Source organism: Clostridium beijerinckii (assembly GCF_018223745.1).
Classification (GTDB): domain Bacteria; phylum Bacillota; class Clostridia; order Clostridiales; family Clostridiaceae; genus Clostridium; species Clostridium beijerinckii.
Genome location: NZ_CP073653.1, coordinates 4,978,488 through 4,992,560, shown reverse-complemented (window position 1 = coordinate 4,992,560; position 14,073 = coordinate 4,978,488). Strand labels below are relative to the sequence as shown.

Genomic DNA, 14,073 nt, shown 5'->3' with positions numbered 1-14,073 from the left:
AACAATGGCATTTTAGACTCGTTATTTTATTTAATATGCTAAAAAAGAAATTTACAAGTAGAATTTATTATATATAAGAGAAAGGGAAGCAAAGATGGATACTAAACAAAAGATATTTTATGCTTTAAAAAAATACTACGGATTTGATACTCTAAGAAGAGGGCAGTTCGAGATTATAAATAGTATTTTAAATGGTGTGGATACTTTTTGTCTTATGCCTACAGGGGCAGGGAAATCTATTTGTTACCAGATTCCAGCTATAATTATGCAAGGTGTAACTATAGTTATATCTCCTTTAATATCGCTTATGAAGGACCAAGTGGACAATCTAGTTGGGGCTGGGATTAAAGCCGCATATATAAATAGTACTCAGAATATGGACACTATAAGAAGTATATTAATTGAAGCATCTATGGGGGAGTACAAGATAATATATATATCACCAGAAAGATTAGAATCCAAAATATTTAGAGAATTGATTAAAGATCTTCATATATGCCAAATTGCTATAGATGAAGCACATTGTGTATCTCAGTGGGGGCATGATTTTAGGCAGAGTTATTTAGGAATATCAGATTTTTATAAAAGTCTTAAAGTTAAACCTATAATATCAGCGTTCACTGCAACAGCAACAAGTGAAGTTAGAGAAGACTCAATCAAATTATTGGGGTTAGAGAAACCTTATATATATAAAGGCGATATTAATAGGGAAAATCTTAGTCTTAATATACTTAAGGAAGTAGATAAGATTGAAACTGTTAAGGATATAATTAGAAAAAATGAAGGTGAATCTGGTATTGTATACTGCGCGTCAAGAAACGAAGTAGATAATTTATATTATTATTTAAGGGACCTAGGATTTAATGTTGGTAAGTATCATGGTGGACTCAAAGATGAAGAGAAAGAAAGATTTCAAGAAGAGTTTTTATATGAGAATTTAGATGTAATTATTGCGACTAATGCATTTGGAATGGGAATAGATAAGTCAAATATTAGATTCATAGTACATTTTACTTTTCCTCAAAACTTAGAATCGTATTATCAAGAGATAGGAAGAGGAGGAAGAGATGGAGAGAACTGTGACTGTTACTTATTTTATTGTGAAGAAGATATAAGTAGAGTGGAATATATTATAAATAGAAGTTCTTCCATGAATAGGAGAGAAATTCAGCTTAGAAAGTTCCAATTTATGATTGATTATTGTAATTTAAAGGAATGCTATAGAAAATATATATTGAATTACTTTGGAAATGATCGGAAGCTAAATTACTGTAATAAATGCAGTAACTGCTTAAACGATGATGAATTAAAAGATTTTACAAAAGAAAGTCAGATGATTTTATCCACAGTTTTTAGAACAAAAGAACAGTATGGAATATCAGTTCTTGTGGATATTTTGAAAGGTTTTAAGGGACCTAAAATAATACAAAATAATTTAGATAAAGTTACAACATACGGAATAATGAAGGAATATGGAAGCACCTTTATAAAAGAGTTGATAAAAAGATTACTAGATGATGGATACGTTGATTTGAAAGAAGGCACATATTCAATGTTAAAACTTAATTCTAGATCAATTAGGGTTTTGAAAAGTAAGGAATCGGTTGTATTTAAGATATTAGATAGTAGGGAACCTATAATAAATACAGAGCTATTTGAAGCTTTAAAATCTTGGAGAAAAGATAGGGCATATAAGGATAAAATAAAGCCTTATATAATATTTTCGGATACAAGTCTGATTGCAATATCTAATAGCAGACCTAGAACATTAGATGAATTGTTGGAGATCAGAGGAGTTGGAACAAAAAAAATTGAAGCTTATGGGGGAGAGTTATTAAATATAATAAAAATGTTTGCTCAAAAAGAAGCTAATTAATAAAAGTATCTAAAAATTGATACTGTTGTAGTAAAATGGGTTATAATGAATAATATAAACTAGTAGTTAAGTCCGTATTATAAGTTAACTTAATATTGACTATGTTTTATGTTAAAATATATTGAAAGATTTTGAATCATATTTGAAGGAGCTACATGTTAATAAGAGGAGTTTAATTAATGAAATATTTTAATAAAGATATAGAATCAGTTTTAGAAGAACTAGATGTCGATCTAGAGATTGGCCTAAATGATTCATCCATAAGAGAGAGAACTGAGAAGTATGGAAAAAATGAATTTACTCATAAAAAAGAAGGAAATATATTTGAAGAAATAAAAAATGCATTATTGGAACCAATGATGCTTATTCTTTTGATAGCGGCTTTAGTTAGTGCAATTATTGGAGAATATTATGATTCAGTTGGAATAGTATGTGCTGTTGCAATTGGAATAACTATCGGAATAATTACAGAAGGAAAATCAAAAAAAGCAGCAGAAGCTTTGGCCAAAATGACAGAAGATATTGTTGTAAAGGTGTTGAGAAACGGCAAAGTAACTCAAGTAGGAAAAAATGACTTAGTTCCAGGAGATATCATATATCTTGAAACAGGAGACATGATACCAGCAGACGGAAGATTTATTGAGACAATAGATTTAAAGGTTAGGGAAGATATGTTGACTGGTGAATCAGAAGATGTTACAAAAAATGCTCAAGTAATTGTCAATATGGAGGAAATACAAGTAAAAGAAAATAAAGAAATGCAGGATCCAATTCCAGCAAAGCAAATTAATATGGGATTTGGCGGAACTCTAATTGCTTACGGTAGGGCGACAATGGTTGTAACTTCAACTGGTGATAATACTGAAATGGGTAAAATAGCTCAAACTCTTCAAATAGATGAAGAAGAAACACCTCTCCAAAGAAAATTGGGGGATTTGGGTAAGACAATCACTAAAATATCAAGCGTTATAGCAGGTTTACTATTTATATTTATGGTTACCAAAATGATTATATCTGGTAATTTGAATATAAATACATCAGGAGTAATATCGTTTTTAAATTCTATAGATCCTGTTAAAACTGCTTTTGTTGTATGTATTGCTTTAATAGTCGCAGCGGTGCCAGAAGGGTTGCCAACTATGATTAATATGACATTAGCAATAACGATGCAAAAGATGGCTAAGATTAATGCGTTAGTAACAAAAAAAGAGGCTTGTGAAACTATAGGCTCAGTTAGCGTTATTTGTTCAGATAAAACAGGTACTTTAACTGAGAATAGGATGACTGTAGAGAATCTTTATTTAAATGGAAAGTTCTTTGATGATAAAAATGATATAGATGATTATTTTATAAAAAATTGCCTTGTGAACTCAACGGCTGATATAAGTTTTGAGGGAGATAAGTTAAATTACTTAGGTAATTCAACAGAATGTGCACTACTTTCATATCTAGAGGAATATGATTATAAACAGGAAAGAAAAGAAAGTGAAGTGATTCATCAAATACCGTTTAACTCTGAAAATAAATTCATGGCTACTGTTATGAAGATTAAAGGAATGAATGTAGTACTCGTAAAAGGAGCGCCTGAAATACTGTTATCAAATGCTACTAATGAAGTTATAAATAATAAATTTATAGATCTTACACAAGAGAGAAAAAATGAAATAATAAAAGAAATACAGAAACTACAGGCTAAATCTATGAGAATTCTAGGGTTTGGATTTAGGATTATTGAAGATGTAGAAGCAGAGGCTGCGATTACAAGTGAGATAAGTATTTTAAAACCTAAACTATTAGATGGAGAAAATGGACTAATATTCAGTGGTTTTGTTGCCATAAGAGATCCACTAAGGGAAGATGTAGCTAAAGCTATAGAAGCAGCTAAAAGAGCTGGTATTGAAACTAAGATGTTGACTGGGGATAATATAAATACAGCCATAGCAATAGGAAATGAGCTTGGAATGCTTAAGGGTGGAAAAAAAGCAGTGGAAGCTACATATATTGATACTTTAAATGATAAAGAATTAAGAAATGAGATTGAAAATATAGCTATTGTAGCTAGAAGTAAGCCGGAGACAAAAATGAGAATTGTTGAAGCTCTTCAAAGCAATGGGGAAGTAGTTGGAGTAACTGGTGATGGTATAAATGATGCACCAGCATTAACAAAGGCAGACGTCGGAATAGCTATGGGTATTTCAGGATCAGAAGTTTCTAAAAATGCTGCAGATATAATATTAACAGATGATAATTTTACTACTATCATTGATGGAATAAAGTGGGGAAGAGGCGTGTATGAAAATTTTCAAAGATTCATACAATTTCAGATTACTGTAAACATAATAGCATTTTTAGTTGCAATAATTTCACAAATATTAAATTTTGAAATGCCATTTACTACGATTCAATTACTGTGGATTAACATAATAATGGATGGACCGCCAGCACTAGTTCTAGGTTTGGAACCAATTAGAAAGAATGTTTTTAATAGAAAACCTGTAAATAGAAATTCAAGTATAATTACAAAAGGTATGATTACTTCAATAATATTAAATGCAATATATGTTACATCAATTTTACTCATACAGATGAAGTACAATATCTTAGGAGCATCCACAGAAAAAAACGGATTTGCAAGTGAGATGGAAACTGTTTTATTTGGATTATTTGCATTTAGTGCACTATTTAATGCATTTAACTGCAGAGAATTTGGGGCAGAAAGTATATTTCCTAACTTTTTTAAGAACAAGATAGCTATTCAAGTAATATTTATAACTGGATTGGCTCAAATAATATTTACTCAAGTATTTACTACTTTCTTTAGTTCAGTTGCTTTATCGGTGATAATGTGGAGTAAAGTTCTAGGGTTAGCATTTATGGTTATAGTAGTAAATGAAGTTATAAAATTTATTATAAGAATGTTTAGAAAATAATTAAATAGTGTTATTTAAAAGCTAAGGGAAGTTAATTTAACTCCCCTTATTTTTATGCACTTTTGTTCTTAAAAAATAGCAGTAATAAAGGTAAGAAGTTAATAGGGTATTTAGTGATAATATTCATATTTATCATAAAATTATGATAAAAGTTAAATATTGATTAATAAGTAAAATAGGATATAATATAATTGATAATAATTTTCAATGAGAGATAATTTTAAGTAAATTAAATATGATTTAGAGTTTAATTTTATATAGATGCGTTTTAATTTGATTTAAGGAGGTATGATTATGAGTATGTTATTTAGTAGTGAAGTTTACCACGATATAATAGAAAGTATGGTTGCAGCATTGGATGCAAAAGATATTTACACCGCTGGACACTCTACTAGAGTTGGAAATATGGCGAATAAGCTTGGTATGTATTTAGGGATACAGAACGAAGAATTAGAGATTTTGCACATTGCAGGGCATTTGCATGATATAGGTAAGATTGGGGTTCCTGATAGTGTTCTAAATAAGAGAGGTAAACTTGACCTACAAGAGTGGGAACTTATGAAGAAGCATCCAGAGATAGGGTATAAAATATTAAGCAAAGTAAAAAGCTTAGATATTATTTCAAAAATAGTACTACATCATCATGAAAGATGGGATGGGAGAGGATATCCAAATGGATTATGTAAGGAAGAGATACCATTAGGATCTAGAATAATAGCAGTTTGTGATTCTATTGATGCTATGAAAAGTAATAGACCTTATAGAAAATTAATAAGCGATGAAGAATGTAAGAATGAAATAATTAAAAATAAAGGTATAATGTATGATCCTGAAATAGTAGATTGTATCATTAAAAATTGGGGCGAAATTACACAAGAATATGATCCTAATAATGAATTCTATATTGTGATTTAATCGTCAAGTTTCTATAAATATTTGAAAAGTATTTTAATTATCTTAATTGAATTAAATAATTATATTCAAACACAGTAGATTTTATGATATTATATTTAGTAAGAATAGCAAAATTAGTAAGGCGGTGAGAAATATTGGAACAATATAATGATGATATGTATCATGGTGTTGTAAGAAGTATGGTTGCAACCTTGGAAGCAAAAGACTTCTATACATATGGTCATTCGACTAGAGTAGCAGATATGGCATATAAATTAGGAGAAGTCTTGGGAATGACAACGGAAGAGCTCGAATTAATACATATAGCAGGAGATCTGCATGATATTGGTAAAATTGGAGTGCCGGATAACATTCTAAATAAACCAGATAGCCTGGAAGTAGGTGAATGGGAATTAATGAAGAATCATCCGTATATTGGATATAATATACTAAGTAAAACAAGTACGTTTGAAGATATTTCTAGGATAGTCTTATATCATCACGAGAGATGGGATGGAAAAGGATATCCTAAAGGATTAAAGGAAGAAGAAATACCGTTTGCATCAAGAATATTAGCAGTTTGTGATTCTATAGATGCAATGAAAAGTGATAGGCCGTATAGAAAATCCATAAGTGATGAGTTATGCAAAGATGAAATAAAGAAGAATAAAGGAATAATGTATGATTCGAAAATAGCAGAATGCATGCTCAACAATTGGAATAAAATAGTTAATGAACTTTATAATTAGGATTGTAACTATGTATAGATTTTTTCTATAGTATAGTTACAATTTTTTTGTTTGAAATTTTATTTAAAGCTAGAAGTTTTTTGTATATAATAGATTTAAATTAATATGATATAAATAAAGCAGAAATATAAATCGTAAATTATATGAGGGGTGATTGAATTCTAGACTTTAAGAAAGAGATAATGAATGGATCTTTTAACAAAGTTAGTAAGGCAGATAAAGAAGCAGGAAGTATTAATGTAAATTTTAAGTCTAAAGATAGAAGTGTTGATATTAAGGTTTCGGGAAAAGGGTTGCTTTTGGCTGGATTTATAGCAGTGGCTCCAACTGCTATATGTGTTTTTGGAACTACTGTGACAGCATGCTTGGTAGCTAACAAAATATATAAAAGAAGAAAAAAGCTAGAAGAAATATAGTTTATGAAGTGGGAAATTAGATATATGTAGTATAGTAATAATTCAATTAAACATATATCTAATTTTTAATATTAAATAATTCTAGTAAAGTATTTACAAGTATGGCAACTTACCACGTATCAAAAAATTATATATTTCAGATTCATTTAGATAAACGTCACCTATTATCCCATGAATTCTATAAAATTCTTTGCAACTGTGGAAATCTGACCCGGCTGTGTAAAGTAAGTTTCTATCACTGGCTACTTTTAAGAAGTATTCGGTATCATTTTCTGTATTACTGAAGTATTTAGCTTCAAGTCCATCAAAGTCCATTTCTATGATTTTTTCAAAATCAGATTTGTTTAAAAGTACAGGATGTGCCAAAACCACTGTAGCTCCAAAAAACTTTAGAATTTTTATGCCAGTCTCTACAGAAAGTTTATCCTTAGTATTATAAAAATCTAGATTTTTTCCTAGCAATTTTTTTATATTTGAAATTTTATGATTCTTTACATTTTTTAATACTTCAACTAAAAGCTCATTTTTGTAGCTATCATCTTTAAAGTAGCCTAAAACATGAACTCTGGAAGAATTGTATTTAGTTGAAAGTTCAACGCCAGGAATGACTCTTACACCAAGATCTTCACCAGCCATGACAGCTTCATCTAAACCAGATGTACTATTATGATCTGTTATAGAAATAATATCCACCTCTCTTTTTTGGGAAAGAATAACAAGCTCCCTAGGGGTACACTTTCCATCTGAGAAAGTTGAATGGATATGGAAATCACCTTTTTTATACATTATAACTCCCCTGAAATATTATCTATTTCTAATATATGAGTTAATGAATTAGGTGTTAAAATGATTGATTTTTATATTTATATGAAAATTAACTTAATTAACAAATTGCGTTAACATAAATTCTTTATATTATATATATGCTGTAACAATAAATTTGTATTTAAATTTTTAAAGACATAAGTACTTAAAGAAAATATATATATGAATATAACTATTTTATAATAAATTTACAATAAATCAGAAGGAAAAAAGAGAATTATATAGTCTGTTTAGCTATTATAAAATATTTTAGAATAAAATGGGTTGAAAAATGTCGAATTTATGGTAAAATAATTATATGGAAAAACTTTTATATGTGGTTCTGAAAACGATTTTATGAGGAGTTATACTAACGATATATAAGATAACAGAATAACAAAAGAAAAGAGGAAAACTAATGAAGAAAACTTTTTTTACAAGAATTACAAGTGCGGTTATTGTGGCTACAACAATTGCTACACTATCACCGTTAGAAGCATCTGCGGAATGGACTCAAAATGATGATAGAACATGGAGCTATAAAGAAGGAAACAAGGTAGCTAGAGGATGGAAGAATATTTCAAATGAATGGTATTATTTTAATGAAAGCGGAAGAATGAAAACAGATTGGACTTATGACAAAGGAAACTGGTATTATTTAAATGATTCAGGAGTAATGCAAGAAGGTTGGAATAATATCAATGGAACCTGGTATTATTTTAATAATAATGGAGTGATGCAAATAGGTTGGATTCAGGATAATAATAAATGGTATTATATGAATAGCAATGGAGCAATGCAAACAGGAATTCAAAATATTGCGGGAAAGGTTTATTGCTTTGATGAGTCTGGAAAGTTAATAGAATCATCAAATGATTCAGGCCAACTGTTGACTAACTCAGCATACGATGGACAAGCTAGTAATAATACTGTTGATATAAATGGACTTCCTCAATTACCAAGAAACTATTCTATAAGCATACAAACAATGGCAGAAAATAAAATTTTTGAGTTAATGAATGAAAAAAGAACTGAAGCAGGTCTAAATCCTTTAGTTATGGATAATGAGTTAGTTCAAGTAGCTAGGTATAAGAGTAACCATATGATACAATACAATTATTTCGACCATACTACTCCAGAGGGCAATAATTGGACAAGCTGGCTAAAAGCAATTAACTATGAATATACTACAACTGGAGAAAATATAGCATACAACAATTATGAACCAGTTGAATTATTCAATCAGTGGTGGAATTCGCCGGGGCATAAGGCAAATATGATGAATCCTTCTTACACTAAGGTTGGTATAGGTGTAATTAGTGGTAGTGATAAATATATGGGAACTCAGACTTTTTCAAATTAATATTTGGACTAGTATGTTGTTAATATAAATATACATGATACATAAGTTAAGTAAGAACTGCTGATTATACAAAATAATTAGCAGTTCTATATAAGTTGCGTTAAAGATTTATCTATATTATTAACGGTTAAGCATATATAATTAGTATTAATATAGGATTATAATTCAACTTATATACTATTTGAATTATTATTTTGTGAACTTAAAACAAGTTATTTAAACCTTTACAAAAGGTGCCTTATATTATATAATAAATCATGCCAATGAATTATAAGAATAGTTAAATTATTCCGCTAGTTGGAGGAATCAATAGATATAAAGTTTAAATATTAAGAAGTAAAAGATGTAATATATTAGTAAAGATATTAAATAAATTATTAAGAAGAGAAAAGTGAATTTATGTGATAATGATATTCATTAAAGGGAATTATCAAGTATTAAACCCAATATTTCGAGTGAAAATGAAAGAGGAAATATTGGGTTTAATATTTGATATAACAGTTTTTATTGTTTTTAGAAACTTTATAGATTAGGATTAACGTGTTACGAATTAGAAGAAGATATTAGTAAAAATACTTATTTAAAATAAAGCGAGGAATTACAGAGATGCAAACAAAGTATGAAATGGTTATTAATATTTTAGAAAAAGAAATGTTGGAAGATAGATATAGTTTGAGTAAAAAACTTCCTACAGAAGAGGAACTGATAAAAAAATTTAATGTTAGCAAAAATACTATAAGAAAAGCTATAGAAATATTAGTGACTAAAGGTTATGTTTATAGAGTGCAAGGTAGTGGGATATTTTTAAGGGAGTTTGCAAAAAATGGTTGCGCCCAAATAAGAGATATAAATGGTTTATCAAAACAGTATTCTAATGAAAAGTTTGAAAGTAAGGTTGCTGAATTTTCGTTAATTAATGCAGATGAAAAATTATCAAATAGAATGAAATGTGATATTGGCACAAAGATATATTATATTAAAAGAGTAAGATATTTAAATGGAGATCCAATTGAAATAGAGGAATCTTACTATAATAAAGATATTATTCCTTATTTGAATGAAGAAATATGTAGTAAGTCTATATTTGATTACATTACAAATGATTTAAAATTAAAAATAGGATTTGCGGATAGAATAATAACTTCTGAAAAATTAACTGAAGAAGAAGCAAGTTTTTTGAACTTGGAAAAAGATGATCCAGCTTTAGTTTTAAATAATACTATATTTTTAAGTAGTGGAATAGTATTTGATATTTCTGTAGAGAAATTTAACTATAAAAATATGAAATTGATAAGCTTGACTAGTATTAACTAAATAATTTAATGTTATATGTTTTACTAGTAAATTTATATAGATATTACAAATAAGTGTCTATAATTATTATCTTAATTGAATAATTGGTTTGATGGGGGGGAAAAGTAGATTTATTATATAAAATATATATTTAAAATTATAATAAATCAAGTATTTAAATAAGCTTAAATTAATATAGAAATCATATTTAGTTGTATGAATTAGTGATTTATATAGTTAATAATTTCAATTATCTTGGGTGAATAAAAAAGCTTGCACTTTATATTATATAAAGGGTAGGCTTTTTTGTGTTATAAGTTTGATGAATAGAAAAGATGTCAAATAAAAGTTAGGAATCAATAAAACCTATTTTTAACTATATATTGATAAAAGTGAAATCATGTCGCTTATTTTCACAATTGAATAAACTTTGTTATAATATTAAGGTATGAGAAATTTAATAAAATAGCGAGGAGATGATCCCAAATGATAAAACTTATTGCATCAGATATGGATGGGACACTGTTGAATACAAAACATAAAATAGATAAAGAGACCGTATCTGCTATTAAGCGCGCTGAGAAGGCAGGAATTATATTTGCAATTTCAACAGGAAGGGAATATGATACTGTTAAACCTCTTTTGATGGAAAATAATATAAGATGTCAATGTGTACTTATGAATGGGGCAGAGTATAGAGATGAGGATGGAAATATTCTAGAAGAGATAAATATAGAGCTAGAAACTGCAACTAAAATTATAAATATACTTCAAAGAGAAAAAGTATCTGCAAGAATATTTACTAATAAAGGAATATATACTACAGACACTAAAGAGGAAGCTTTAAAGGAAATGGCATATAGAACGTTATCCTTTAATCCAGAGCTTACTCCAGAAGAAGCTTTGGAACTTGCCAAAGTTCAACCATATTTTGTTCAACTTAATTATATTTCTGATTTGGATAAATTTTTAAGCAGTGGTATAGAAATTAGAAAGTTTGTAGCTTTCCATAAAGATATAGAGCTTATAAATAAAATGAAAAAAGTTATTGGAGAATTGAAAGGAATTGCTGTTTCATCTTCATTCAGGGATAATATAGAGATTACGGATATAACTGCTCAAAAGGGCATTATACTTGCAAAAGTAGCTGAAAAAATGGGATTTGAAAGAGATGAAGTTTTGGTGCTAGGAGATAGTTTTAACGATTATTCTATGTTTACAGAATTCAAAGAATCAGTTGCTATGGGAAATGCTATTCCTGAAATAAAAGAAATAGCAAAATATATAACTGATACAAATGACAATTTAGGAGTAGCAAAAGCAATATATAGAGTTTTAGAAGAACAGAAATAAAAAGAAATTATATGATTGCGCTTTAACGTCTAAGTAAAGCAGTTTTATCATGGCGTTATGCCAATGGCACAGATATGATCTTTTTATATTGAAGCCAAAGAATTTTTACATTCTAATTCTTTGGCTTGAAATAAGTATTGATATCTAAAAGGCCAAAATTCATTATTTGTTTTTTAATGTATACTTTGATATTTCAGTTTTTATTATCTGAGATTGAGAAGCTAATTCTTCTGTAGATGCTGCTAGTTCTTCTGCTGTTGCAGAATTAGTTTGAACTACTTGAGAAATTTGATCAACCTTACTGGTCATTTCGGTTATAGCTTCAGTTTGGTCTTCAGAGGCTACAGCTATTTCTTTCACTAAATTAGTAGTATCATCGACATTTTTAACTATTATATCTAATGCAGCAGCAGTCTCTGTAGCCAGCTTTTCTCCATTAGCTACTACATGCAATGAATTTTTTATAATCTTAGAAGTATTGTTTACGGCTTCGGCAGATTGTTCAGCAAGATTTCTGACTTCGTCTGCAACTACAGCAAAACCTTTTCCAGCTTCACCGGCTCTAGCTGCTTCAATAGCAGCGTTTAATGCTAAAAGATTAGTTTGAGAAGCAATTTCTTCTATTGCTTTTATAATTTCAGCAATTTGTTTTGAGCAGATAGTTATTTCTTTCATAGATTCCATCAATATTTGCATCTTTTCGTTTCCTTCTTCTACAATATGTTTTACATTAATGGAAAAACTTTTAGCTTTATCTGCATTGTTAGTAGTATTATTAACCTTTTGCAGTATTTTCTTAAAACTAGTAAAGAGCTCTTCAACAGCACCAGCCTGGTTAATAGAGCCTTCAGAGAGTATTTGGGTAGTTGAAGATAATTGCTCAGAACCATTAGAAATTGATGAGATTGATTGATCCATATTCTGAAATATAATATTTAAAGAATCGATAATATTTTTTATTGATTTTTGTATAGGATTAAAATCGCCTATATATGCTATTGAAGTATCTAAATGTATATCTAAATCTCCATCTGCTAATCTTTCCAAAGTGCTTGTTATATCATTAATATAAGAAAGTAACATTCCGATAGAATTAGTTAAATCGCGGGACATTTCACCCATTTCATCTTTTGCATTATATTCAGTATTTATCTTAAGATTTCCATGAGCTAGGTTTTTTGCAATATCCTTAATATGATTAATCCCTTCAAGTAATACATCATTCAATACCCTAATTAACAATAATGATATCACAATTAATATTATCATAATAAACGTAATAGAAATTAGTGATATATTTCTATAAGTATTTGAATTAGTAACAAAGGAATTAGCATCTTCTTGGGATGACTTAAAAAGCTTAAGTATACATTCTTCAGACTCTTTAATTTGTGAAGAGTAAGCATCTTGGCTGACTTTCATTACAGACTGATTGGTTTTTGATTTTAATAAGTCACTTAATTTTTCTCTCTTATCATCTAAACCCTTTACATTTGATAAAAATTCATTTAATAAAGATGGATCTCCCTTATGTATTTCTTTTAAAATTTCTATATTTTTCGAAAGAGCTATAGATTCTGTATCAGCTTGCTCTAGATAAAAGTTCTTTATTCCTGGATCTGTTTCTGTGATTGATCTGAACATGTCCATTTTTATTGTTTGTAAGTTTACTCTAATATTAGAAATAGTCTCAGAAACTTTATATGGTCCATTATATAGCGAATTTGTTTGCGATGAAATAAACAATATTATGCATATCACAGCTACCATAAGGAAAGAAGTAAGTCCTAAAATTGTTGAAAAAGTTATTTTGAATTTTGTATTAATAGGATAGTTACTAATAACTTTTTTTAATTTATTATACATATAAATTCTCCTTTAATAAAAATGACATTAAAAATATAAGCGCAAGGTATTTGATAAGTCTAAGCATAAAGTTAATAAGCATTAATTTTAAAATATGTATAAATATTGAAATGTATTTGCATAGATTACAAAAAACATTCTAAAAGTTGTATTTTAAAATAAATTTAGTAATGCATAAATTCAAGCAACCTTATCGTATTGAGTATACTCAGCGTGATGAATATCTTTTGAGGTTAATATACTTTAATAAGAAATTTTAATTTTGGGACTGAGCATGTTTTTTAATAATATCAACTTTATAAATAGATAGCGTCGCCATTGTAGATAGGGATTTTCCTTGATTTATTTCAATGATTGTATGGTAACGTATTTCATTTAGAATAGTATCTATTAGGCGACTTAGGTCAGAAAGCAATCTTTAAGACAAAGTTGGATTAGCATACAATCATGGAAAATAAAGTGTTTATTTTTTAGTGCTCTTTATAATATTTGTATAATCCATAGTGGTTATATTTTAGGCGAATTTTTA

Annotated in this window: 10 protein-coding genes; 8 read left to right on the top strand and 2 right to left on the bottom strand. The window is 28.5% G+C overall.

Features of this window, described 5'->3' with window-relative positions:
• Positions 1-94 precede the first annotated feature (94 nt).
• The 5 genes from recQ (at position 95) to KEC93_RS22430 (ending at position 6,865) form a co-directional block, all read left to right on the top strand.
• A complete protein-coding gene (recQ, locus tag KEC93_RS22450; RefSeq protein ID WP_077869570.1) occupies positions 95-1,876 on the top strand; it encodes a DNA helicase RecQ in 1,782 nt (593 codons plus the stop codon).
• Positions 1,877-2,055: 179 nt separating this feature from the next.
• A complete protein-coding gene (locus KEC93_RS22445; RefSeq protein ID WP_039770014.1) occupies positions 2,056-4,806 on the top strand; it encodes a calcium-translocating P-type ATPase, PMCA-type in 2,751 nt (916 codons plus the stop codon).
• 294 nt (positions 4,807-5,100) lie between these two features.
• Complete coding sequence (locus tag KEC93_RS22440) at positions 5,101-5,721, top strand: HD-GYP domain-containing protein (protein WP_017211121.1); 621 nt, start codon at positions 5,101-5,103, stop codon at positions 5,719-5,721.
• 131 nt (positions 5,722-5,852) lie between these two features.
• Positions 5,853-6,449 (top strand): HD-GYP domain-containing protein, encoded by a 597-nt coding sequence (locus tag KEC93_RS22435; protein WP_023973866.1) that lies wholly within the window; start codon positions 5,853-5,855, stop codon positions 6,447-6,449.
• Between the two features lie 182 nt (positions 6,450-6,631).
• Positions 6,632-6,865, top strand: coding sequence for a hypothetical protein (locus KEC93_RS22430; protein ID WP_192927454.1), 234 nt, complete (start codon positions 6,632-6,634; stop codon positions 6,863-6,865).
• Between the two features lie 93 nt (positions 6,866-6,958).
• Here KEC93_RS22430 and KEC93_RS22425 read toward each other — a convergent pair whose 3' ends face one another.
• Positions 6,959-7,651 carry a PHP domain-containing protein gene (locus tag KEC93_RS22425; RefSeq protein ID WP_039770017.1) on the bottom strand — a complete coding sequence of 231 codons (693 nt, stop codon included), beginning with the start codon at positions 7,649-7,651 and terminating at the stop codon, positions 6,959-6,961.
• 436 nt (positions 7,652-8,087) lie between these two features.
• On the opposite strand from KEC93_RS22425, the gene KEC93_RS22420 reads away from it, so the two are divergent.
• From KEC93_RS22420 to KEC93_RS22410, 3 genes are all read left to right on the top strand, one after another.
• On the top strand, positions 8,088-9,032 hold the full coding sequence (locus tag KEC93_RS22420; RefSeq protein ID WP_077869568.1) for a CAP domain-containing protein: 945 nt from the start codon (positions 8,088-8,090) through the stop codon (positions 9,030-9,032).
• A 606-nt stretch (positions 9,033-9,638) separates the two neighbouring features.
• Positions 9,639-10,346, top strand: a complete 708-nt coding sequence (locus KEC93_RS22415) for a GntR family transcriptional regulator (protein WP_077869567.1) — start codon at positions 9,639-9,641, stop codon at positions 10,344-10,346.
• Positions 10,347-10,811: 465 nt separating this feature from the next.
• Positions 10,812-11,678, top strand: coding sequence for a Cof-type HAD-IIB family hydrolase (locus tag KEC93_RS22410; RefSeq protein ID WP_023973863.1), 867 nt, complete (start codon positions 10,812-10,814; stop codon positions 11,676-11,678).
• A 162-nt stretch (positions 11,679-11,840) separates the two neighbouring features.
• Here KEC93_RS22410 and KEC93_RS22405 read toward each other — a convergent pair whose 3' ends face one another.
• Positions 11,841-13,544, bottom strand: a complete 1,704-nt coding sequence (locus tag KEC93_RS22405) for a methyl-accepting chemotaxis protein (protein WP_077869566.1) — start codon at positions 13,542-13,544, stop codon at positions 11,841-11,843.
• Positions 13,545-14,073 lie beyond the last annotated feature (529 nt).